Origin of the sequence: Streptosporangium roseum DSM 43021 (assembly GCF_000024865.1) — a bacterium.
Taxonomy (GTDB): Bacteria; Actinomycetota; Actinomycetes; order Streptosporangiales; family Streptosporangiaceae; genus Streptosporangium; species Streptosporangium roseum.
This window is the reverse complement of sequence record NC_013595.1, coordinates 4926029-4949532: the sequence shown is the minus strand read 5'-3', so window position 1 is coordinate 4949532 and position 23504 is coordinate 4926029. Positions and strand designations below refer to the sequence as shown.

Sequence of the window (23504 nt, the reverse complement as noted above, 5' to 3'; positions counted from 1 at the left end):
ATGTGCGGCGGAGATCAGCGGATCCGTCCAAGCCCCGGACGTCCGACCGCCGCGACGCTGGACGGCATGCACCACACCCTGATCCGACCCGTGATCCGTTACGGCTACGTGCCGTTCATGCTGCTCGGCGTCAACGGCGCCGCCATCGCCCTGGCCGCCTCCGGCGCCTCCAAACTCTGGCTCGTCGGCCTGCTACCGGCCGCGATCGGCTGCTCCTTCGCCGCCGAACGCGCCCTGCCGTACGAGGCCGAGTGGAACAGCCCGGCCGGGGACGGCGGCCGCGACATCGCCCATGCCGGCGTCAACGAGCTGCTGCTGCTGCTCAGCGTGGGCATCATCCCGCTGCTGGCCGCCACCGTCACCATCGCCGACCTGTGGCCGCACTCCTGGCCCTTCGCGCTGCAGGTCCTGGCCGCCATCGTGATCGCCGACCTCGGCATCACGCTGACCCACTACGCCAGCCACAAGATCGGCGTGCTGTGGCGCTTGCACGCCGTCCACCACTCCATCAAGCGCTTCTACGGCTTCAACGGCCTGATGAAGCACCCCCTGCACCAGACCCTGGAGATGAGCGCCGGCGTCGCTCCGCTCATCCTCATCGGACTGCCCCTGGACGTCGCCTCCGCGCTGGCCGTCACCGTCGCCGTCCAGCTGCTGCTGCAGCACTCCAACGCCGACTACCGCATCGGCGCCCTCAAGTACGTGCTCGCCCTCAACGAGGGCCACCGCTTCCACCACCTGAAATGGGCCGGCATCGGCGACGTCAACTTCGGCCTGTTCACCCTGGCCTGGGACCACCTGCTCGGCACCTTCTCCCACGACCCCACCCGCCGCTTCACCTCCGACCAGCTCGGCATGGCCGCCAAACCGAACTACCCCACCGGCTACCTGGCCCAGCTCGCCGAGCCCTTCCGTGCCTCCGGCGCCTGCCACATCACCGACGCCCCCACCGACGCCCTGAACACGGCCCGCGGCTGAATCTCAGCCGCGGCGGCGAGTCGACGGATCCCGGCCTTATGGAAGATGTCGCGCGTATCCGCCGAAATATCCGGGCTGTACGGCGCCGCCTGAACCACCGCCGCCCACCCCCCACCGGCCGGCCCAACGAAACGATCAGACAGCCTCGACCTCTCGCAAAGCCGACCGGAGCCGAGACGCCGGTAAGACCCGGACCACCAGCCGCCATCTGCGACACCGGCCCGAGGCGAGAGCCCGCGAAACCCCCTCCACCAAGCCGATACGATCCGTCTCGCTTGAGTGTTAGCCTGACCACATGCCCGACGCCAAAAAACCCAATCCCGCCCGCCGCAACGAGCGATCACGACACGCGATCCTCGACGCCGCCCGCGAACTGATCCGCGAAGTGGGATACGCCAAGGTCTCGATCGAAGCGATCGCCGCCCGCGCGGGCGTGGGCAAACAGACCATCTACCGATGGTGGCCCTCCAAAGGAGCCGTGATCTTCGACTCCTTCCTCGCCCTCAGCGACAACCCCGAGCAAGAGGGAATGGCACTGCCCGACACAGGCGACATCGAAGCCGACCTCAAACTCGTCATGCGCGCGACAGCGGCCGAGTTCGCCGACCCGGACTTCGAAGCCCCGATCCGGGCACTCAACTCAGAGATCATCAGCAATCCCGACCTCGCCGCCCAATACCGGGACAGACTCGCCCGCCCCGTACAGGACGCCAAGAAAGCCCGGCTACGCAGCGCACAACAGGCAGGCCAACTCGCCCCGGACGCCGACCTCGACCTGCTCCTCGACGTCCTCTACGCCCCCCTCCACCAGCGCTGGCTGCACCGCTCGGGCCCACTCACCGCCGAATACGCCGACGCTCTCGTCGACATCACACTCAAAGCCTTCCGCCCCTGACCGAAAATCATGGCGATGAACCAGCATCATGCATCAGGCACGCCGGCCCCCGACGGCACCGATCCCAGCCAGGCGACATCCCCGCAAACACGCCGGACAGCCGGCAACTGACGCCGCCGACCGGGACCTGACCGGCACGCGGCCGGCCCGGCCTGCAGGCGGCGACCGCCGCCACCTGCAGGCACCCGCCCCTGCCGAGCCGCCGGGAGACCCTCCGCCCTACCACGGGGGCAACCCGGGCGACCCCGCCCATGATTGAATACGCCCCTGAGCCGACAACCCCGGGGGCGCTCATGAGCGACACCACGCTCCGGCAGGCCACCAACGCCCGCCGAGCCGTGTCCTTCTTCTTCATCCTCCTCGGCACCGTCTCCGGCGCCTGGGCCGCCCGCATCCCCGCCGTCAAACACGACCTCGGCCTCAGCGACGGACAGCTCAGCTACGGCCTCCTGGCCATAGCCGCCGGCCTCGTCATCGGCATGCGCTTCGCCGGACGCCTCACCGACCGCCTCGGCAGTGCCCGCGTCATCACCCCCGCCGCCATCGCCACCGCCCTCGCCGTCATCCCCCCCGGCTACGCCCCCACCCTCCCCCTGCTCATCACCACCCTGTTCCTGTACGGCCTCATCAACGCCTCCCTCGACGTCTCCATGAACGCCCACGGCGTCGAAGTCGAACGCGCCTACGGCCGCCCCATCATGTCCTCCTTCCACGGCATGTTCAGCATCGGCGGCCTCATCGGCGCAGGCATCGGCGGCCTGTTCGCCTGGCTCGGCCTCAGCGCCGCAACCACCCTCACCGCCACCGGCATCCCCCTGGCCCTCCTCTCCCTCCACGCCAGACGCCACCTGCTGCCCACCCAGCCCGCCGCACCGGCCACCACCACCCCCGCCCGCACCCGCTGGTCCGGCTGGATCGTCCTCATGGGCGTCGTCGCCTTCGCCGGCCTCGTCGGCGAAGGCGCCGCCGTCGACTGGACCGCCGTCTACCTCTTCGAAGACCTCGGCGCACCCCAGAGCGTCGCCGCCCTCGGCTTCGCCGTCTTCTCCACCGCCATGACCGCCGGCCGCTTCGCCGGAGACCACCTCGCCCAGCGCCTCGGCCCCGTCCGCCTGGTCCGCTACTCCGGACTCCTCGCCGCCCTGGGCCTGGCCACCGCACTGCTCATCGGCCGGGTCCCCATCGCCATCGCCGGCTTCGCCCTGTTCGGCCTGGGCCTGGCCACCATCGTCCCCCAGGTCTTCTCCGCCGCCGGGAACCACGACCCCGCCCGCGCGGGAGAGGCCATCGCCCAGGTCGCCACCGTCGGCTACGCCGGGCTCGTCGCCGGCCCCGCCATCATCGGCGGCGCCGCCGAGATCATCGGCCTGCCAGGCGCCCTGGCCATCCCCGCCCTCCTGGCCGCCTTCATGGCGGCCTCGGCCGGCGCACTGCGCCCCCGCACCCCGCTCACCTCCTGACAAAGGAGCAGGCGAAGCTTTCCACGGAACCGCAAAAAGGGCGCATTCCCATCCGCACCAGCTGCCGGACGGCGCGTGGATTACGCTGCGTAATCCACGCGCCTCTTTTGTGGGTGACGGAGTCTTCAGTCCATTGTAAATGATCTTGAACCCGGCCGGACGCCTTTACAATGTAGATTAATAACTTCCATGTGCCGCCCCACCCGCCGCCCGGCGCGATGGCTGACCGCGTCAGGGCTCGCCGTTGGTTTCAGGAGGTCAGGAGGTGAGGATGCCGATGCCGTCCCCGAGCAGCTTCAGGCCGAGGACGAAGAACAGGGCGGCCATCACGGCGACGTTGTGCTGTGCCGCCCAGTCTTTCCAGCCGCCGAGCACGGTCTTGGCCTGATCTCCCATGAACAGGAACACTCCGAGGGGTGCCAGGAGCCCGAGCGAACCGATGATCACGAAGACTGCCAGGGATGCGATCTGTTGTCCGGCGGGAAGCCCGGACGCGCTGATCGAGGCGGCTGCGGCGAGGGTCAGCGGGGCGTTCTTGAGGTTGGCCGCCGACAGGGCCAGCCCGAGCCCGAGGACTTTGATCGGTGTGAAGCGGTCGATCGCCGCCATCCACTTCGGCAGCTCGGCCTGCGTGGCGCCTTTGGGACGGTGCCGCCACTGCCGGGTGCCGAACAGGACGAGCAGGAGGCCCAGGACGAGCTTGAGCCCTCCCACCCAGGTGGCCGGCTGATGGTGGGTGGAGGAGCCCCCGGCTCCGCCGATCGCCAGCATGATGCCGCCCAGGGCCGACAGCCCCGCCAGCCAGCCGAGGGTGAACAGCAGTCCGTTGAGACGTCCTTGCGGCGTTGCCAGGACAAGGATGATCGCGACGATGGGAAGGGGGCTGACCGCGACGCCGGCCGCCAGGCCGAGCACGTCCCCGAGAGCTTGCCCCATGGCGGCCTCCGTGTGCCGGTCAGGGATGATCTGGCCGGCAGGGCGCCGGGACCTGACCCGCTGACCTACCAAGCGCGCGCCATGCGGTTGACCAGGGCATCCATGGAGCCCTTCCCGCCGATCTTCTCATCAGGCGCATCTGCCCCGGCGATGCCGCGCCGTCGGATCACCCCGCGAGCCGACGGCCGCGACGGTGATGTGCTCCCCATCGGGCATCGCTGTCCCCCGCTCCCCTACTCGCCCCCGGCACTGTCGCGGTGGTGGGCCGGGTCAAGCACTTCGTCGGCGCTGCGGGGTTCTGTACGCGGCTGCTGGTTGAGCTTGTGACGCTCGATGGAGGATTGTCGGTAGACCTCCTTGCGGGCCCGCATGATGTTGCCCAGGGGTGCGTGCTCGGCCGTGACCCGCCAGGGTGTGAAGGACAGCGCGTCCATCTTCTCCAGATTGTCCTGACCGGAGATGTCCTGTCGCGGCAACCGCAGCCTGGCCACCGTGACGAACGGCGACAGCTGCTCGGGCCACTCCACAGTGGTGTCCTCCACCGGCATCCGCTCCAGGTCGGTGCAGAGCTGAACCTGGATGTCGAAGGCGTAGGGTCGCTCCCGCAGCTCGGCCAGCAGGGCCGGCCGGAAGACCTCCGGCGCCGAGGCCGGGTCGATGGCGCGCCGGACCACCGCATCGGCGAAGTGCGGGTCGGGGGTGATGCGCACCTTGGCGATGTAGTCCCCGTGCCGGACGGCGCCCATCGTCCAGTAGCTCGACAGCAGCACGTTGACCGGGGGGATCCGCGCCAGGCGCAGGAAGGCCAGGAACTCGTCCCACGCCCAGTCGTCCTGGTCCAGCGTTCCCTTTCCGGTCACGAACTCGGCGAAGAATCGATGCGCGCCGGGCCGGCCCTGGGAGAAGTAGGCCCGTGCGTTCAAGAACAGGTCCTGGATGAACAGGTAGTGCTCGACTGTGTTGCAGAAGAAGATCGGTGCGTTGATGGTGGCGTAGTCGAACGTGCCTGTGTCCGGTTCGTCCTCCAGCAGGGTCGGGCCGTCGATGCCGAAGATCTTCAGCGCCAGCCCGGTCGCGCTGCCCAGTCGCGCGTCGGCCCCGGCGTGGGGGGAGCCGTTGGAGAAGCGGATGAGCGCATCGTGGACTCCCGGCGTCGCGTAGATACCCTGGGCGTACTCGGAGGCGAGCCCGGCCAGGATCTCCACCTGCCCTCGGACCAGCCCGTATCCCTTGGCGTGGGCGTCGCGGACAGCCCGTCCGGTGCCACCGGCCGTGACTGATCCGGCGATGAAGCTCTTGGTCTTGTCGATCACCGTCTGCAGGTTGTGATCAAAGCGCGGGTCGTCGTCTTCGACATCCCGGGTGTAGGGGATGAACCGTGCTGCCATGACGTCTACCTCTTCTCGGAGACCGTGGTGGCGACCTCGGGGGGCAGGACAAGGCCTCAGTCCCTCAGTTCGGCCAGCCAGCGCAGGGCGCGCAGACCCGGCAGGAAGCAGTACTCGCCGCCTCGGGTGACCACGAAGCTGGGCAGGTTCTGCAGGCGCCGCCGGATCGGCCTCTCCGGGATGGTGGCGCTGCCGGTTCCGTCGTGATGCCCGGCCACCGGATCCTTCTCGCCGGGGAAGCCGATGAAGTTGCCGTCGTTGACCCACTCGGCCTTGATGAATTCAAACTGTCGTTCGATATGAGCTCCGATGAAGACTCCGACCAGGCCCCGGTCGGCGCCGTCGTCCTCCAGCACGCCCTCTGGCAGCGGCGGGCCGTAGCTGGTGCCGCGGCGGATGAGGCGGTGCATCCGTGCGTCGCCGATGATGGCGGCATCGCGGGGGTTGGTGCGCCGGATGTGCGCACCAGCGGGGCATCGGAAGCCTCGATCGTCGTTCTCCCGGTACAGGAAGTCGTTGTTGCGGTGCGGATCGGCGCCCAGCGCCGCGTCGTCGTGCTCCGGGGTCAGCGTCAACGGTGCCCCGCTGGGCCAGCGCCCGACCATCTTCGCCGCCAGGAGCGCCTCTTCCCGGGCGCTGGAGGTGTTCGCGCGCAGGTACTGGCGCCAGGCCGCCACCTTGGTGTGAATCTTGCGCACAGCGACGTAGGTCCCGTTGCGCCCCAGCACATCGGGGCTGGGCATGGGCGGCAGATTGCCGGTCTCGTCGGGGTAGCCGAGGATGAACTCGCCGGCCTTGAGAGGGGCTTCCCGGGGGTTGGAGCCGGGCAGCCCGAGGCCCTCGATGTTCGGATGGCTGATGCCGTCGCGGAAGCCGAAGGTGGTACGCCCGGTCGGGAGCTGGCGGACCTCCTGCTGCCAGATCACCTGGACACCAGGGGTGTCCCGGCAGGCGATGCGGGCTCGCTCCAGAGCCTTGTCCAGCCGCGCCGCATCGGGTGACAGAGCACTCAACGCGATATGCACATCGGCTGTTCCGAACGGCGGCTCCCAGTGAGCCGGGGCGCTCTCACCCACGTCGCCGATCAGGTCCGCACGCGCAGCCATGCCCTGGCGAAACGCCCGCGGAAAGCTGTCCAGCGACTCCTGGGGCACCCCCAGGGCCCGCAGCCCCTGGTAGGTGAACGCCACCGCCACCCAGGCATCCTGGCTCGGGTCCGCGCTGTGGAAACCCCCCTCGATCGCCGGGAGCAGCCGCCGCAGCAGGGAACGCCCCGCGTGACGGTCATCTACCCGCAGGAAGATGAACCTTCCCTCGTACGGTGCAGGCCGTGGATGCAATGCCCCGCTTTGGATGTCGTCGATCTCGATTCCCGCACTGGCTCCGCTCGTGCTTGCCTCCGCGTTCATGATCGCTTGTGCCTCCGCATCGGTCTTTACCCGGACACCCCCGTGGCGGCCGGCCCGCGCCCGGCGACACGGTCCATGACGCGCCGGGGCTCACCGCCGCGGCATCGTGCACTTGGGCGGCTGCCCGCGTCGCCCCCGCTGCGACGTCGGCACGGCCCCAGGTCGGCTGTCTCAAGAGTTCGGTTCTAGCCTGCGGCTTCCTCCATCAGCCTCTGGAAGGCCGGCGTGGCCAGCAACTCGGCGTTCGCCGGGTTGTCCAGCGCCGCCCGGAACTCGGGGGTGTCCAGCACTGCCTGGAATGCCTCGCTCACACGTTGGTCCTTCCAGATCTGCTGAACGGTCAGATCGGGATAGGAGCTGACGAAGACCCCCGCGGGTGCCTGCCGGGCGATGAACCAGTCCTTCACCTTCGGATCGGTGACGCCGGGAAACCCTTCGGTGTGCGAGAAGACCTTGTCGAAGCGGGCCCCGACTGCCGTCTTTCCGAAGTCGTCGATGTAGGTGTCCCAGGAGCCGTCGAAGACACTGGCGAACATGTGCCGGGTGTCGTTGTCGAAGATCACGTGGCGTGCGTCGTGCAGGGTGCCGATCTGACGCAGCGCCGCACGGGCCTCCACGTCGGATGACCCGCCGGCGAGCGTGGCGAGATCCTCACGCAGCGCATCCGCATGGCCCGGCTTGATCTTGGTAAAGACGGTGAACTCGCTGCACACCCCATCCTTCATACCCGGGCGCTCGGGCTGAGCCGACGGGGTTGCGTCTGGCGTCGCAGTCATAGGGAGACTCCCTGCCACGGATCCGTCCGAGGGGCGCCAGGCGCTCAGGGATGAGGCGCCATCGCCCTCATCTCCCATTCTGACCACACCGCTGCTGTCCGACTGGAGGCAGGTCGGCGCTTGTGCGGTAGCGCACCCGACCGGAGGGCCCTGACGCGACCTCCCGGTCCGGTGCTCGTCAAGCCCCGTGCCGGCGGTCGCCGCCGACCGGATGCCGGAGACTGGATCCCAGGTCGACAGCGGATTCCGACGCCGGCAGAGGTGCCGGATCCAGCATCCCCGGACGGCGGACGGCGCGAGACGCTGGATCGCGGGGTCGGGATCGGTCAGTCGCGGCGGGGTTTGCCGAACTCCTCGATCAGCACGGGATACTGCTCCCCACCGTGTCCGGCGGCGATCGAGCGGTCGGCCATCGCCTTGATCAACTTCGGTAGTTCGGCGTTGACACCCACCGCCTCGCTCTCCTCGATCAGGTGTGCCATCGCCCGCGCGTCGGTCTCCAGGGCCGACACCTCGGCCGGGAAGGAGCCGTTGTCGATCTGCTCGGCATACCCAGGCAGCCATTCGGCCACGCCGGCAGCGATCTGCTGCGCGAACGGCGCATACGTTGCGGCGTCGACACCGGCCGTCCTGAGCAGGGCAGTGCCCTGGAGCCAGGCGTTCAGGACGCTCCACATCATGGCCAGGCCGGCCACGTCGTACAGGGACGCCAGCCCATGGTCCGCGCCAAGGTAGGTGACGGTGCCGAGCGCGTCGAGTGTCGACTTGTGCGCCTCGAAGTCCGGCTGCGGCCCGCTGTGCAGGATCACCGCCTCGGCGGTCCCGATCGCCGGCGGGATGGCCATGATGGCGCCGTCCAGGTAATGGGCACCGCGCCGCTCGGCCCACTGGGCGGCTTCCCGGGCCTGGCCCGAGTCGCCCGAGGTCAGGTTGATCAACGTCGTGCCGTCCAGCTCGATGTCGCTCGCGCCGAGCAGTTCGTGCATGGCCTGGTAGTCGGTGACGCAGATGATCGTCAGGGAACCCGCCTTGAGCGCGTCGCCAACCGTCGGCGCCAGCCGTGCGCCCTCGGCCACCAGCCGGTCGGCCTTGGAGGTCGTACGGTTCCACACGGTTGTAGGATGCCCGGCTTTCAGGAACGCGCCGGCGAGTGCCTGGCCCATCAGCCCGAGTCCGATGACTGTCACGGGTGTGTCGTTTTTGTGGTTCATGTCATCATCGTCAACGTTGATACCGGTATGAAGGTCAAGTGAGGTTTCGATGCGGATCGGGGAACTGAGTCGTCGGGCGGGCGTCAACGCCCATCAGTTGCGCTACTACGAGGCCCAGGGCCTGCTGGAGGCAGAGCGCGGCACGAACGGTTACCGCGAGTACGGCGAGAACGCCGTGCTGCGGGTGAAGCAGATCCGGCACCTGCTTGGTGCCGGCCTGTCCTCCGAGGACATCGCGTACCTGCTGCCCTGCGCGGTCGGAGAGGCCCCGGAGCTGCTCGGGTGTCCCGAGTTGCTGGCCGCGATGCGGTCACGGCTGCAGCGGCTGGACGATCAGATGGACAGGCTCGCCCGATCCCGCGACGCTCTTGCCGACTACATCGACGCGGCCGATCGAATGAGCAGCGAGAGCTATCCCCCCTTTGACGATGCCGACCGGGAGCCCGTCCCCGCCTGAGCAGCCGGGGTGCCGGCTACGGCCGAGCAGTGCCGCCCGGGATGGCGGCAACGCCGTCCCGGGCGGCGGTACTGCTCCGGCTCGAACGGCGCTCGACGCTAAGCCCGCAGGCGGTAGTGGTAACCGTGCGACTTCGTGAAACCCATGCCCTCGTAGAGCGCGCGGGCGGGGATGTTTTCCTCTTCGACCTGGAGGTAGAGACGGGATGCGCCTTGCTCTTCCGACCAGCGGGCGGCGGCCGCCAGGACGGCCCTCGCGACGCCCTCGCGCCGGTGAGCGGGGTGGGTGGCCATGCAGAAGATGCCCGTCCAGCCGTCCTCCGTGACCGCCATTCCCAGGCCGATGCCGTCCTTGGCGAGCAGCACCGCCTTGGAAGCGATGCGGCCGATGACGCCCGTGCCGTCGGCGTTGCCGGTGACTGCCTCGAACAGCGCGGGCCAGCGGGCCCGGTCGTCCACGTACTCGACCCCGCCGGGGTCCCCGGCCGCGACTGTCACGGCCTCGGCGCCGGCAGTCATGACGAGTGTCCTGCCGGCCAAGGCGTAACCACGGGCGGCCAGGAGCGCGTCGAGTTCCTGATGATGCTCCGCGGGACTTACCTGGACGGTCACCGGGACTGCTCGTTCCGCGTAGAAGGCCTCCAGCGCCGGGATGGAGGGGGTGGCGCCGGTCAGCGGGAGCGCCGAGTTGGAGCGCTTGCGGTTCACGTCGGGCGTATGGCGCAGGAGCCAGCCGTCGCGCTTCTCGGAGTGCCGGGCAGGCCAGGCACCGGCGGCGCGGCGTTCGATCTGCCACGGACCCGATGCTCTGCACAGCCGGACGAGTTCGGGGACCAGATGCCTCAGCATCTCCTCGTCCCGTGGATCTGACGGCGCATACTCCGTGATGCCCAGGCCGACGATCTCGTGCCGGGCTGCCAGAGTGGCGATTGCCTCGGTCAGCGCCTGGGCGGACAGGCCGCCGGGTTCCGGGTAGCCGACCGAGGTGATGCCGTCCAGGACATCGAGATCCACGTGGATGTACAGGAGCGCGTCGTCGCCGATGGCGGACAGGCCGCCGATGCCCGTCTCCCGGATGTAGTCGGCCTCCGCGGGATCCAGCGAGCGTGTCCCGGCCAGGACCACCTGGTTGGGGCGCAGCGCGGGCGAGGGCACCAGGTCGCAGGGGCCTTCACCCTGGAGCGTGCGGAGGATCATGCCGTGGAAGGCACCCGACGGGGACGTGGCGGGGGTGTTCATGTCGCCATGGGCGTCGAACCAGACGACGTTCAGGCGGTCGCCGTACCGGCGCAGCGCGGCCGCGACCGGTTCGAGTTCGACACCGCAGTCTCCGCCGACCGTGACGGTGAAGCCGTCCCGCGGGAGCACGCGCCGGACCCGGGCGGCGGTCTCGGCAAGGGTGTCGCCGGTGTCCACCCGTACATGCCGGGCCTGGGGCACCATGGCGGCCAGCCGGGAGGCGCCTTCGACTAGTTTGGGTGCCGTGGGCGACAGCGACCCCTGCCACTGGGGAATCTCGACGACAGTCAGCATCCTGTCCCTCCTCGCATCGGTGGGTGGTCAGGCGACAGTGTCGCCTGGTTCAATTGACAACGTCCACTTAGTGTTTTCGAGCAGATCTATAAGGTTTCCTTGATGTTGGAGCCCACCAGGCTCCGCCTGCTGCGCGAGTTCGCCGAGCACGGCACGATGACCGCCGTGGGTGAAATCTGCGGCATGACCTCCTCCGCGGTGTCGCAACAGCTCGCCACCTTGGAACGCGAGGCCAAGGTGGCGTTGTTCGAACGCGCGGGGCGCCGCGTCCGCCTCACGGCCGAAGGGCAGCGCCTCGTCCGGCACGCGCACATCGTCCTGAACGCGCTGGACGCCGCGGAGGAAGACCTCCGCGCTGCCTCGACCCCACGGGGACCCGTCCGGGTGGCCTGTTTCGCCACGGCCGCCGTCCACCGTCTGCTGCCGGCGATCGCCACCGCCAGGACCCGCCATCCGGAGTTGCACGTGGTCGTCTACGAACTCGAACCCCACGAGGCGGTCGAGGCGCTTCGCAACGGCAACTGCGACCTCGCGATCGCCTTCACCTACAACCTCATCCCCGAGGACGCGCCACCCGGAATCTCCCGACGGCTCCTGGGCGTCGAGCCCATCCTGATCGCCCTGCCCGCCGGCCACCCGGCTGCGACCCACGAGGTGGACCTGCGCCTCCTACGTGAGGAGCAGTGGATAGCCGGCTCTCAGGGCACCACCGACCACGAGATGCTCGACCGCGCCTGCGCCCTGGCGGGCTTCCACCCGAATGTCATCCACACGGCCGACGACTACGCGCTCGCCCTGCGCATGGTCCGCGAAGGCCTGGGCGCCAGCCTGGTGCCCGAACTGGTCGCCACGGTGGTCGGCGTCCCCGACGGTGTCGCACTCCGCAGGGTCTCCACGGTCGAGATCACCCGGACCACCCATGCGCTGGTCCGCACCGTGACCCCGGCTGTCGACGCCGTGCTCGAACTGCTCGGCGGCTAATTGACGGTCGCGAAGCCCGGGAAACCCCCGGCCGGTCGCGGCGACGAGCACCGAGCACGCTCCGGTCAAGTCGGTGAGCCTGTAGCTAGTGTGGCGCGTCTGAAATTCTTCGGCTAAGTCTAGACTGTCGTTATGGCACGGACAGGAAGGCCGAAGGCCGAGGTGACGCTGACCGACCAGGAGCGGGCGACGCTGGAGCGCTGGGCACGGCGGGCGAAGTCGTCGCAGGTGCTGGCGATGCGATCCAAAATCGTGCTGGCGTGTGCGGACGGCAGGGACAACATCGAGATCGCCGCGGATCTGCGGGTGCATCGTGACACGGTCTCCAAGTGGCGTAACCGATTCGTCAAGCTGCGACTGGAGGGTCTGATGGACGAACAGCGTCCAGGCCGGCCACCGTCGATCGGCCTGGACCAGGTCGAACAGGTCGTAGTAGCGACCTTGGAACAGACACCCAAAGGCGCCACGCACTGGTCGAGGGCCTCGATGGCCCAGCGCAGCGGACTGTCGAAGTCGACGATCGGGCGGATCTGGCGGGACTTCGGGCTCAAACCGCACCAGGCCGACACCTTCAAACTGTCCACCGACCCGTTGTTCGTGGAGAAGGTCGTCGATGTGGTGGGGCTGTATCACAACCCGCCGGAACGGGCGGTGGTGTTGTGCGTGGATGAAAAGTCCCAGATCCAGGCACTGGACCGCTCCCAGCCGGTGCTGCCGATGATGCCCGGCATGCCCGAGCGCCGCACCCCCGACTACGTGCGCAACGGGATCACCAGCCTGTTGGCCGCCTTCAACGTCGAAGACGGAACCGTCATCGGCGAGTTGCACCGCCAGCACCGCGCCGCGGAGTTCAAGAAGTTCCTGATCACGATCGACAAGACGGTGCCCGCCGAACTGGACGTCCATTTGATCTGCGACAACTACGGCACGCACAAGACTCCGGCGATCAAGGCGTGGCTGGCGCGGCATCCCCGCTTCCATATGCACTTCACCCCCACCGGTTCGTCGTGGATCAACCAGGTCGAGCGGTGGTTCGGCTTCCTGACCGACCAGTTGATCAGGCGTGGAGTCCACAAGAGTGTGCAGACGCTGGAGGCCGACATCCGCGACTGGATCAGCCAGTGGAACGAGGATCCCAAGCCGTTCGTGTGGAAGAAGACTGCGGAGGAGATCCTCGAATCCCTCGCCCGATATTGCCGACGAATTTCAGGCGCGGCACACTAGTACTCCAGCCGTAGATCGTGATCTTGCCGCTGGGGGTCGGCGTGGAGGCGACCAGAGTCGCTGGCGGTCACACTATCGACCTGCACTGAGGGCCCGAACCGTTCGCCGACTGTCGGAGCGCACTGTCAGACTTCTCGGCGTGGGCATCTACTACGATTACTTCAGCGCACCCGACGATCAAGCAGCGGCATCAGCCTTTGCGGAGGGACCTGATGACGCCGGTTTCGACACGGTCTGCGTCAAGACGATCGACCCCGCTGTCCTGCTCGGGCAGGCGGTTGGGCTGCTGATTTGTGAGCCTGTGTCACGGGTTACCGGACATCCCCGGTTCGTTCATCTGGTGACGAGCTCGGAGGCAGAGAGCACCTGGATCGTTACTCTGCCCGACGAGGTGCGCGATGCCATGGCGGACGCACCCTGCGAGCGACTGGCCGAGATCTCTATACCGTGGTCGCAAGCGGAGGAGTTCTACGGCTGTGCCGATCCCGGCGATCTTGCGGACTTCCTCAACGAGCTTGCGGCACTGGCTCGACGGGCTCGGTCACACGACCACGGACTCTACTGCCACATGGTGCTCTAACCGCGCTGTTCCCCGGTCGGCCGACGCTCGCAGTGCCCAGTAGCCATCCCTCGATCGGCGGCTGAGGCCGCGGCCACCGTTGACCATCGGGTGTTGTGTGGACAAACGAAGATCAGGCGGTGGCCGTGGGGCACAGCGTAGTACCTGCCCGGTGGCGGTCGATGTTCGACCAGCTGATGGGCCGCATTGCAGGCCGGTTCGTGCGGGTCGAACCGCGCCGCCGGGCAACGGCGTTGGTACTCGGCCTGCTGGCAGACCTGCCGAAGAAGAACTGCTGGACCCTGGCCGAGCACGCGGGCGACGCCAGCCCGGACGGCATGCAGCACCTGCTGCACCGCGCGAAGTGGGACGCCGACGCGGTCCGCGATGACATACGCGCCTACGTGATCGAGCACCTGCGCGACGACGAGGCGGTGCTCGTGGTCGACGAGACCGGCGACCTGAAGAAGGGCACCACGACAGTCGGCGTCCAGCGCCAGTACACCGGCACCGCAGGCCGCATCGAGAACTCCCAGGTCGCCGTTTACCTGGTCTACTCCGCCGCGCGCGGCCATGCCGCGATCGACCGCGCGCTGTACGTACCACGCTCGTGGACCGACGACCCCGACCGCTGCAAGGCAGCCGGCGTCCCGGACGGCCTCGCCTTCGCGACCAAGCCCCAGCTCGCCGCCAAGATGGTCACCCGTGCCCTAGTACTCCAGTGACATTTTGAGATCATGGTTGGGATCGACGCTGGTAGTGGGCCTGCTGGGCGCGGGCTTGATGTCGGCGTCGCCACTGTGACCAGCGCAAGGTCTCACCGATCGACCGAGGCGGACTAAGAACGATCACGGCGAGCAAACGCCGGATTTCGGGCATCGTCAACGGGATCTGCCGGTCATCGGCCGGGCCCTGAGCCGCGGCAATGGCGGCAAGGAAGGCCAGGGCGAGCATGGCCAGCGTGATATGCCGGTGCCAGCCGGTCCAGGTGCGTACCTGGTAGTGGTCGAGCCCGACCTGGCCTTTTGCCGCTTGAAAGGACTCCTCCACCGCCCAGCGGACACCGGCGATGCGCACCAGGGTGAGCAGCGGCATCGGCGCGGGCGCATAACAGCGGTAGAACGCCAGCTCACCGGTGGTGGTGTTGCGCCGGATCAACAGCCAGTGGTGCCCGCTGCGGTCGGCGTCGATCCGCGCCCACGCCCAGGCGTAGTAGCGCGGGCCCTTGGCGCCGGCGCCGGCGCTGTAGTGGTGCCAGTGTCGATCGGCCACTTTCGCGCTGATCCGGGCCGCCGGCAGGTCGGTGCCTTCCAGGTTCACCCGCCGGTTGCCCGCGATCGCCAAAACGTACCCGACGGCGCGCTCTTCCAGCAGGTGGCGCAGGTGCGGGTCTTGGCCGTAGACCTCATCCCCACTCACCCAGGCGGCCGGAGCCGCGGCATCAAGAGCGGCGGCGATCATCTGCCCGGCCAGGGCGGGCTTGGTTGCGAAAGCGGCCTGATCGGGTACTTTGGCCACCGCGCAGCGGGGAGCATCAGCCAGCCAGGAGGTTTTCGGCAGGTAGAGCCGCCGGTCGATCAGTGCCCGTCCTCTCGGTGAGGCGTAGGCGAGGAACACGCCGATCTGGCTGTTTTCGATCTTTCCCGCTGTGCCGGTGTATTGCCGCTGCACACCGGCCGAGCCGGTGCCCTTCTTGATGAATCCCGTCTCATCAACGATCAGCACCCCGCTGGGGTGACCAAGCTGTTCGATCACGTAATCTCGTACGTCATCGCGGATTTCATCGGCTTGCCAGCAGGTCGTGCGAAGGAGGCGTTGCATCGCCTCCGGTCCGGCGTGTCCAGCATGCTCGGCCAGCCACCAGCAGTTTTTGCGCTCGGTATCCGACAGCAGCCCGGACAGGTAGGCCCGTGCCGTACGGCGAGGCTCCACCCGGCCGAACCGGCCGGCGATCCGGGTCATCAGTTCATCGAAGGTGATCTGCCAGACCGCAGGGTCTACGCTGTGGCCCACGGCCATCGCACGGTTTTCACGTGTTTTCACAAACACTGAATGATCGCGCGGTGGCCGTACCCATGTGCTCTCAACCAGGGCGGTCACGAAGTCTCACTGGAGTACTAGACGCGGGCACGCCAGCCCGGTGGGTCGCGGGCGACGAGGTCTACGGCGACAACCCACACCTGCGGGCCGCGCTGGAAGACCGCCCCATCGGCTACGTGCTGGCCGTCTCCAGCACCCACCAAGTCACCACGCGTGCAGGCAAGTTCCAGGCGAAGACACTGGTCGCACGAATCCCCAAGCGGGCCTGGCAGCGGCTGTCGGCCGGAACGGGAGCGAAAGGCGAGCGATACTACGACTGGGCCCAGCTCGACATCACCAGCCCGACCGGACGGCCCGGCCACTGGTTGCTGCTGATTCGCCGCAACCGGCGAACCGGCGAACTCGCCTTCTACCGCTGCTTCTCACCCCGGCCGGTGCTACTGTCCGAGCTCGTGCGGGTGGCCGGACGACGCTGGACGATCGAAGAGACCTTCCAGGCCGGCAAGGGACTGACCGGCCTGGACGAGCACCAGGTCCGCCGCTGGACCTCCTGGCATCGCTGGGTCACCCTCACCATGCTCGCCGCCGCGTTCCTCGCCGTCACCGCGGCCACCGAATGCCGCGACCACCCCGCACCCGACGAGCTGATCCCCCTGACCCGCAGCGAGATCCAGCACCTGTTCGCCGCACTGATCAGCCCAGTCCACGACCTGGCACACCGGCTCCGCTGGTCGCAGTGGCGACGCCGACACCAAGCCCGCGCCCGCAACTCGCACTACCGACGGCAAACAGCCACCCAGCCATGAAGATCACGATCTACGGTTGGAGTACTAGGTACACCCCGGCTCGGAGGATATGTCCATTCCTCGTGCCGGCTGCGGACCCTAGTGCCGAGGACCATGACGAGGTCGTGGTCATATTCCGACGAGACTTCTCGATAAGCGCTGAGCCGCAGGTCAGCTGAGCGCTGGGGGTTGCAGCAGGTCGATTCGGTCTCGATTTCGACATACTGGCAAGTGGTGACGGAATGTTCTCACATGATTACGTTCTGTGCAACATGAGTATCTATCTGGCGAGCAGGTGCGCCGGTACGGCCGGTTTGTGGCGGATCCGACACCCGAGGAGCTGGAGAGGTTCTTCTTCCTGGATGAGGCCGCGCTGGCGCAGGCGCGGGGGCGGCGGGGTGTGGAGAATCGGCTCGGCTGGTCGTTGCAGTGGGGGACGGTGCGGATGCTCGGCACGTTCCTGACCGATTCCGGGCCCGCTGAGGTGCCGGAGGTGGTGATCCGCTACGTGGCCGAGCAACTGGGGATCGAGGACTGGACGGTCGTCAAACGCTACGGCGACCGGTGGCAGACGCCCTACGATCACGCGGCGCAGATCCGCAAGCTGCTGAAGTGCCGGGAGTTCAGCGAGGCCGAGGCCGAGGTGACGGCGTTCATCGCTTCGCGGGTGGCCAAGACGCGCGATTCCAAGCGAGCGTTCCTCGGTGCTGACGGCGCTGGGCCTGCAGGCCGACCCGCGCGCGCATCTGCGGGAGCTGGCTGACTTGGTCGACGACGCCTACACCCAGGTCGCGGCCGGGCTGGCGGCGAACGCGTTGGTGAACATCAAGGGCGGCAAGCTGCACCTGTCTCGGCTGGAGGCCGCCCCGCTGCCGGAGGGCTTCAAGGCCGTGCACGACGCAGTGGCGGCGATGCTGCCGCGCATCGACTACCCCGAGCTGCTGCTGGAGACGCACGCCAAGACCGGCATGTTCGACTGCATGCGCCACATCTCCGGCTCGCACCTGCGCCGCGATGACCTCGACATCACCCTGGCCGCGCTCACCGTGGCCCGCTCGTGCAACGTGGGCCTGGTGCCGGTGATCAAAGAGGGGATGCCGGCGCTTGCCGAGCACCGGCTGCTGGGCGTGGAGAAGGGCTATTTCCACGGTGAGGGCATCGCCGCGGTCTCGGCCCGCCTGGTCGACAAGCAGGCGGGCATCGACATCACCGCCGACTGGGGCGGCGGGATGGTGGCCTCGGTGGACGGCATGCGCTTCGTGGTGCCGGTCCGATCCCTGCACGCCCGGCCCTCGCCGCTTTACTGGAGGATCGGCAAGCGCGCACGCGGCTCGACCTGGCTGAACACGGTCTCGGACAAGGTGATGGGGCTCGGCGGGCTGCTGGTGCCCGGCACGCTGAGCGACTCGCTGTTCATCCTGGACGCCATTCACCGCCTGGACGCCGCCGAGCACCCCGAGGTGATCACCACAGATCAGGGCAGCTACAGCGATGTCGTATACGGTCTGTTCGCGATCTGCGGCTACCAGTTCGCGCCGCGGCACGCCGACGTTACCGACACCCAGCTGTGGTGGGGCGACACGGCGATGCTGGAGGGCACCCTGACCCGCGATCACAGGTCCGGCAACGCGTGGGGCGACTTCAACACCCTGGGCCTGCGCCGGGTGTCGCTGCCGGCGATCGTGCAGCACTGGGACGACATGGTGCGGGTGGCCGGCTCGCTGGCCACCAATCAGGTCCGCGCCTACGACTTGATCCGGATGATGATGGCCGACGGCCGCCTGACCGGTCTCGGGAACGCCTTCGCCCACTACGGCCGGATCTTCAAATCGCTCCACCTGCTTCAGGTCATCCATGTCGAGGAGTACCGCAGGATGATCGGAGCCCAGCTCAACATCGACGAGTCCCGTCACACCCTGGCCCGCCGCGTCTTCTTCGGCAACCTCGGCCGCCTGATGCGGGGCTATGAACGCGGCATGGAGGACCAGGTGGGCGCGCTCGGCCTCGGGCTGAACGCCATCATCTGGTGGAATTCGCTCTATATCGATGCGGCGGTCAAGAAGCTGGAGTCCGGCGCGCTGGGTATCAAGGGCGGGCAGGTCACCCCAGAGATCCGCGCCCATCTGCTGCCACTCATGTTCGAGCACATCAACTTCCACGGCTTCTACCCGTTCAACCGCCCCGAGGTCGGCGGAGAACTCCGCGAGCTTCACAACCCGGCCGCCGCGGAAGACGACAGGTAGCATGCCGGAGATCGCGAGAGCCGCTGGCGTCGAGGTCGCGGTGGACCTGATCTACCGCAGGTCACGGCGATGCCGCGACCGCCGAAGAAGCTCTCGAACACCTCGATGGGAATGACGGCGCGGCGGGCGGTCGTGGTGTGGCCGGAAGGGTTGCCAATGTGCAGCGTGCCGTGGTCGTGGCCGGTGAGCAGGACCAGGTGCCCGCCGCGGCCGGGAGCCGGCAGGGTGGGTCGGCGGATCTCCTTGTGGACCGAGGCCATGACCAGGTGACCGTCGGCGAGCAGGGCGGCGACGGCCAGGTGCGGGAGCACCCGGGCGGTCAGGTCGTGTTCGGCGCGGACGAACTCGGCGCGTAGTACAGGCCCTTGATCGTCGCGTCGGCCTCTTCGCGGTAGCCGCCGTAGGCGCGGCAGTCGCGCACGAGTTCCAGCAGGGGCGGGCGTGGCCGTCGCGGTGGTCGAGGATCATCTGCAGGCAGGCCATGCCACAGGCGTGTCGGTACCAGCGGCCGTACTCGGCCTGGCTAGTGGCACCGGAAGCGGGCCAGAGCGGATCGTCGGCCGTCTCGGCGCCCTCGTAGGCGATGGCCGCGATCCGCTCGGCACTCATGACCTGGGTGAACAGGCTGATGCCGACCCCGCTGTTGGTGGGCTCGACGGTGGTCTACACCGTGGTCTCGGTGCTCAACGCGACGGCCATGACGATGGGCGAACGGGCGGAGGAGATCCGGCTGCTGCGGACTGTCGGGGCTACGCCGCGGCAGCTCGCCAGAGCAGCGTGCTGGGAGATGATGATCGTGACGTTCGTCGGAGCGCTGCTGGGGACGGGCATCGCCGCCGCTTCGCTCAGCGCGCCCGGCGAGGCCGTAACCGGTAGGCCGTGGTTCGCCTACTCTCTGCCGCAGTATGTCGGGCTGGTGCTGATCTGCGGGGTGAGCAGTCTCGCCGGAGGACTGGCCGCCACACGACAGTCGCGGCGCGGGCCCCTGACGTCGTAAGGAGGCAGGGTGAAGGCTCGGTCCAATCCTCCTCGCGGGCCGGAAGAGGTCTGAACGCGGATCAGCGCGGGTTCCCGCGGCCGGGGTCTGGCTCGGCTGGCCGGGGTGTGCCGTCCAGGTAGGTGAGTACTGCGCGTACGCGGCGGTGGCCGGAGTCGTCCGGTGCCAGACCGAGCTTGGCGAATATGTTGCCGATGTGCTTGTGGACGGCGTTGTCGGAGATGCGCATCCGCTCGGCGATGGTGGCGTTGTCGTGGCCCTGCGCCATGAGGGCGAGCGACTCTCGCTCGCGGGAGGTGAGGGTGTCCAGGGGGTCGCCGGCGCGGCGGATGAGGAGTTGGGTAATCACTTCGGGGTCCATGGCGGTGCCGCCGGCCGCGACGCGGCGCAGGGCGTCGACGAATTCGGCCACCCGGCCGATGCGGTCCTTGAGGAGGTAGCCAATGCCTCCGCGGCCGTCGGACAGGAGCTCGCCGGCGTACTCGCGCTCGACGTACTGCGAGAGCACCAGGATCGGCAGCGCGCCGTGCTCGCGGCGGGCCCGCAGCGCGGCGTGGATTCCCTCGTCGCGGAACGACGGTGGCAGCCGCACGTCGACGATGGCGATGTCGGGGCGATGCTCGGCGACGGCGAGAAGGAACGCCTCGCCGTCGCCGACGACCGCCACGACCTGGCAGCCCTTCGCCGCCAGGAGCAGCTCTAAGCCGCTGGCCAGCAGGACGTTGTCCTCGGCGATCACGACCCGCACGGGACCTCCTGAACGATCACTATGCGCACGGCATCTGGACGGCGAGCGTGGTGGGGCCACCCGGCGGGCTGTCGAGGCGGACCGCGCCGTCCAGGGCGGCGACCCGCCGGCGTATCCCGGGGATCCCGGTGCCGCGCGCCTCGTCGGCGCCGCCCCTTCCGTCGTCGGTGACCTCGATGGACAGCACGTCGCCGGCGCGCTTGATCCGGAGGGCCGCCCGCGTGGCGGCGGCGTGCTTGGTCACGTTCGTCAGCGCCTCGGCGATCACGTAGTAGGCCACCGCCTCCACGGTCGCAGGGAGCGCGCCCAGATCGGCGAGCTCGATGTGGACCGGCACGCTCGAGCGGACGGCCAGCGCCGTCAGCGCCCCGTCGAGCCCGCGGTCGGCGAGGATCGGCGGGTAGATCGTCTGGAGCACCGTGCGCAGCTCGACCATCGCCTCCTCCGCCGTCTCGTGCGCCTGCGCGAGCAGCGCCGCGACCGCGTCCGGGTCGTCGGCGAGTGACTCCCGGGCCATGCCCAGCTGCATGGCGATGGTCACCAGGCGCGCCTGCGTCCCGTCGTGCAGATCACGTTCGATCCGCTGGAGCTCCGCGCCATGGGCGTCGACCACGCCGACCCTGCTCCTGGTCAGCACGTCGACCCGCTCGGTGAGCCGCTCGCGGGCCGACGGCGCGAGCACCGCCAGGCACAGCCGTGCGTGGAGTCGCGCCAGCGTCGGGAGCACCCACCAGGCCGCCGCACCGAGGACGGCGATCTGAACAGAGCCCCCGACCAGCGCGGTCTCCCAATCGCCCACATGGACATCGAAGAACGAGAACAGGGTGGGACGTTCGCCGGCGGGAAAGGCCCACCACAATGGCAACGCCACCGCGGCGACCAGGATGTTGCCCAGGCACATCAGGGCGGCCAGCCCGAGCGGGAACCCGACGGCGACGTGCGCGAGCGCCCAGGCGAGAGCCCGCCGCCCGCCCAGCCGCCCGTCGGCCGGAACGCCGAGCAGCCTGCCGGCCCGCTGACGGTGCCATTCGGCCCAGCCCCGCGCCGCCGGCGGCGCGAGCAGCACCGGCAGCGCGAGTGCCGTGATTACGGCGGTGGCCAACGTGCCCAGCAGGTAGACCGAGCCGGAAAATGCCCGGTCACGCATGCGCACCTCCTCACGACGCCGTACAGAGGTCATTATCTGTCACCGGTCCCCGCCGGGCACTACAGCGGGCTGTACCAACACGCGTGCGGCCAGCTGTATCGTGCCGGACGACCGGCCGAAATAGCGTTCTCGACCATGAAGCTGACATTTGAGCCTACCTTCAGATGCTTGGTCCCAGTGCTCGCCTTGATCGCCCTGTCCGCAGCCGTGGCGCCCCCGGCCAGAGCCGACGGCGGCCCGCCCCCACCGCTCGACTGGAAGCCCTGCGCCCAGGGCCCCGACGACGCCTCCGGCAGGGAGCTCGATCGGGCAGGCGCACGGTGCGCGGAGCTCACCGTCCCGCTCGACCACTCCAGGCCTGGCGGCCGCACCATCAAACTCGCGCTGTCCCGCCTCCCCGCCACCGACCGCGCCCATCGCATCGGCACCATGGTCCTCAACAGCGGCGGCCCCGGCGAGAGCACGCTGGGCATGCCCCTGCAGACGCGCGCGGCCATGAAGGACGTCGCCGCCCGTTACGACCTCGTCGGCCTGGACCCGCGCTTCGTCGGGCGCAGCACGCCGCTCGACTGCGGCTGGCCCATCGGCCTGTGGCTTCGCTCGGCCGGTCCGACCCGCGCCCGGTTCGATCACCAGGTGGCGGTGCAGCGCGACCTGGCCGAGCGCTGCGCCCGGCGCCACGCCGACGTGCTTCCGTACGCCAACACGCGCGACACGGCCCGCGACATCGACCTCGTGCGCCGCGTCCTCGGGGAGCGCCGGATCTCCTTCCTCGGCTACTCCTACGGCAGCTACCTAGGCGCGGTCTACGCCCAGATGTTCCCCGGCCGCACCGACCGCGTGGTCCTGGACAGCGCGGGCGACCCGAACAAGTGGGGCCCCAGGGCGACGCAGGGCACCGAAGATGAGGCGGAACGCGCACTGCGCGGCTGGGCGGCCTGGGCCGCCAAACGTCACGGCACCTATGGCCTCGGCGCCACCCCCGCCCGCGTGCTCGCCACCGTGAACGCGATCGTCGCCGCCGCGCAGGACCGCCCGCTGCGCGTCGGACCGTACGAGGTGGACGACCAGGCGGTCCCGTACATCCTCTCCGTCGGCTCCGGCGACGACCGCCCCGCGGCCCGCGCGGAGTTCACCTCCACCGTTCGGACCCTGAACGAGGCCGCGCACGGCCGCCCGGCCGACCCCGGCTCCGAACTCGACGGATTCCTCACGTTCGTCCTGACCAGCGCCGGCTCCCCGCTCGCCAGCCCGGCCGCCGCGATCACCTGCGGCGACCGCGCCGCGCCGCGCGACCCCGACGCCTACTGGAACGACGTCCAGCGCAGCCGTGCGCGCCACCCCCTCTTCGGCCCTCTCAAGAACAACATCTGGCCCTGCGCCTTCTGGCCGAACCACCCGCGCGAGCGCCCCACGCACGTCGCCAACCCCACCCCCGCGCTGATCGTGTCCGCCACCGGCGACACCGCCACCACCTACGAGGGCAGCAAGGCCATGCACCGGGCGCTGACCGGCTCCCGCCTGCTCACCCTGCGTGGCAGCACCGCCCACGGGATCTACGGCGAATACGGCAACGCCTGCGTGGACGCCAAGGTCAACGCCTACCTGGCCACCGGCACCCTCCCCGCCACCGACCAGGTCTGCCGTCCTTGACCCGCCGCCCTGAGGCCCCGATACCCCCATCGCGGCCTCACGCATTGAGAGCTGAGGCCAACCGTGCCAAGCGGCGAGGCTCCCA

Annotated in this window: 21 protein-coding genes and 2 pseudogenes; 14 read left to right on the top strand and 9 right to left on the bottom strand. The window is 68.9% G+C overall.

Annotated elements, in window-relative coordinates; all coding sequences use genetic code 11:
* The first annotated feature begins 66 nt into the window (after positions 1-66).
* From SROS_RS21520 to SROS_RS21510, 3 genes are all read left to right on the top strand, one after another.
* Entirely contained in the window at positions 67-978 is a 912-nt protein-coding gene (locus SROS_RS21520; RefSeq protein ID WP_012891046.1) for a sterol desaturase family protein, read from the top strand.
* 295 nt (positions 979-1273) lie between these two features.
* A complete protein-coding gene (locus tag SROS_RS21515; protein ID WP_012891045.1) occupies positions 1274-1873 on the top strand; it encodes a TetR/AcrR family transcriptional regulator in 600 nt (199 codons plus the stop codon).
* A 293-nt stretch (positions 1874-2166) separates the two neighbouring features.
* Positions 2167-3333, top strand: coding sequence for an MFS transporter (locus SROS_RS21510; RefSeq protein ID WP_012891044.1), 1167 nt, complete (start codon positions 2167-2169; stop codon positions 3331-3333).
* A 258-nt stretch (positions 3334-3591) separates the two neighbouring features.
* Here SROS_RS21510 and SROS_RS21505 read toward each other — a convergent pair whose 3' ends face one another.
* The 5 genes from SROS_RS21505 to SROS_RS21485 form a co-directional block, all read right to left on the bottom strand.
* Positions 3592-4269, bottom strand: coding sequence for a GAP family protein (locus SROS_RS21505; protein WP_012891043.1), 678 nt, complete (start codon positions 4267-4269; stop codon positions 3592-3594).
* A gap of 233 nt (positions 4270-4502) precedes the next feature.
* Positions 4503-5657: a catalase family protein gene (locus SROS_RS21500; RefSeq protein ID WP_012891042.1), complete on the bottom strand. Its 1155-nt coding sequence runs from the start codon at positions 5655-5657 to the stop codon at positions 4503-4505.
* Between the two features lie 56 nt (positions 5658-5713).
* A complete protein-coding gene (locus SROS_RS21495) occupies positions 5714-7066 on the bottom strand; it encodes a Dyp-type peroxidase (RefSeq protein ID WP_012891041.1) in 1353 nt (450 codons plus the stop codon).
* Positions 7067-7251: 185 nt separating this feature from the next.
* Positions 7252-7779: a hypothetical protein gene (locus SROS_RS21490; protein WP_218919893.1), complete on the bottom strand. Its 528-nt coding sequence runs from the start codon at positions 7777-7779 to the stop codon at positions 7252-7254.
* 389 nt (positions 7780-8168) lie between these two features.
* Complete coding sequence (locus SROS_RS21485) at positions 8169-9029, bottom strand: NAD(P)-dependent oxidoreductase (RefSeq protein WP_218919892.1); 861 nt, start codon at positions 9027-9029, stop codon at positions 8169-8171.
* Between the two features lie 73 nt (positions 9030-9102).
* On the opposite strand from SROS_RS21485, the gene SROS_RS21480 reads away from it, so the two are divergent.
* Positions 9103-9510, top strand: coding sequence for a MerR family transcriptional regulator (locus tag SROS_RS21480; RefSeq protein WP_012891038.1), 408 nt, complete (start codon positions 9103-9105; stop codon positions 9508-9510).
* A gap of 98 nt (positions 9511-9608) precedes the next feature.
* On the opposite strand, the gene SROS_RS48690 is transcribed toward SROS_RS21480, so the two are convergent.
* Positions 9609-11042, bottom strand: coding sequence for a GNAT family N-acetyltransferase (locus SROS_RS48690; protein WP_012891037.1), 1434 nt, complete (start codon positions 11040-11042; stop codon positions 9609-9611).
* 102 nt (positions 11043-11144) lie between these two features.
* Here SROS_RS48690 and SROS_RS21470 point away from each other — a divergent pair, with 102 nt between their 5' ends.
* The 4 genes and pseudogenes from SROS_RS21470 to SROS_RS21455 all read left to right on the top strand — a co-directional run.
* Positions 11145-12023, top strand: a complete 879-nt coding sequence (locus SROS_RS21470; RefSeq protein ID WP_012891036.1) for a LysR family transcriptional regulator — start codon at positions 11145-11147, stop codon at positions 12021-12023.
* Positions 12024-12155: 132 nt separating this feature from the next.
* Positions 12156-13247 carry an IS630 family transposase gene (locus tag SROS_RS21465; RefSeq protein WP_012891035.1) on the top strand — a complete coding sequence of 364 codons (1092 nt, stop codon included), beginning with the start codon at positions 12156-12158 and terminating at the stop codon, positions 13245-13247.
* A 139-nt stretch (positions 13248-13386) separates the two neighbouring features.
* The gene (locus tag SROS_RS21460) at positions 13387-13827 is read left to right on the top strand and encodes a hypothetical protein (protein ID WP_012891034.1); all 441 of its coding nucleotides are present in this window, start codon (positions 13387-13389) and stop codon (positions 13825-13827) included.
* Positions 13828-13988: 161 nt separating this feature from the next.
* A pseudogene (locus tag SROS_RS21455) lies at positions 13989-14516 on the top strand (IS701 family transposase); the annotation flags it as partial.
* A gap of 25 nt (positions 14517-14541) precedes the next feature.
* Here the strand turns inward: SROS_RS21455 and SROS_RS21450 are convergent.
* The gene (locus tag SROS_RS21450; protein WP_012891033.1) at positions 14542-15825 is read right to left on the bottom strand and encodes an IS701 family transposase; all 1284 of its coding nucleotides are present in this window, start codon (positions 15823-15825) and stop codon (positions 14542-14544) included.
* Positions 15826-15914: 89 nt separating this feature from the next.
* Between SROS_RS21450 and SROS_RS21445 the strand changes: the two are divergent.
* The 5 genes and pseudogenes from SROS_RS21445 to SROS_RS21425 form a co-directional block, all read left to right on the top strand.
* A pseudogene (locus SROS_RS21445) lies at positions 15915-16652 on the top strand (IS701 family transposase); the annotation flags it as partial.
* Positions 16653-16896: 244 nt separating this feature from the next.
* Entirely contained in the window at positions 16897-17394 is a 498-nt protein-coding gene (locus tag SROS_RS21440) for a DUF4158 domain-containing protein (RefSeq protein ID WP_043652547.1), read from the top strand.
* Entirely contained in the window at positions 17336-18874 is a 1539-nt protein-coding gene (locus SROS_RS21435) for a Tn3 family transposase (protein WP_052317001.1), read from the top strand. The genes SROS_RS21440 and SROS_RS21435 overlap by 59 nt, the downstream gene beginning before the upstream one ends.
* 158 nt (positions 18875-19032) lie before the next feature.
* Entirely contained in the window at positions 19033-19230 is a 198-nt protein-coding gene (locus SROS_RS51050) for a hypothetical protein (protein WP_052317000.1), read from the top strand.
* Positions 19231-19481: 251 nt separating this feature from the next.
* The gene (locus SROS_RS21425; RefSeq protein WP_169369332.1) at positions 19482-19871 is read left to right on the top strand and encodes an FtsX-like permease family protein; all 390 of its coding nucleotides are present in this window, start codon (positions 19482-19484) and stop codon (positions 19869-19871) included.
* Between the two features lie 61 nt (positions 19872-19932).
* Here SROS_RS21425 and SROS_RS21420 read toward each other — a convergent pair whose 3' ends face one another.
* Positions 19933-20619, bottom strand: coding sequence for a response regulator transcription factor (locus SROS_RS21420; RefSeq protein ID WP_012891032.1), 687 nt, complete (start codon positions 20617-20619; stop codon positions 19933-19935).
* A 19-nt stretch (positions 20620-20638) separates the two neighbouring features.
* Positions 20639-21766, bottom strand: coding sequence for a sensor histidine kinase (locus SROS_RS21415; protein ID WP_043652537.1), 1128 nt, complete (start codon positions 21764-21766; stop codon positions 20639-20641).
* A gap of 177 nt (positions 21767-21943) precedes the next feature.
* On the opposite strand from SROS_RS21415, the gene SROS_RS21410 reads away from it, so the two are divergent.
* Positions 21944-23419, top strand: a complete 1476-nt coding sequence (locus SROS_RS21410; protein WP_245564756.1) for an alpha/beta hydrolase — start codon at positions 21944-21946, stop codon at positions 23417-23419.
* The last annotated feature ends 85 nt before the right edge of the window (positions 23420-23504 follow it).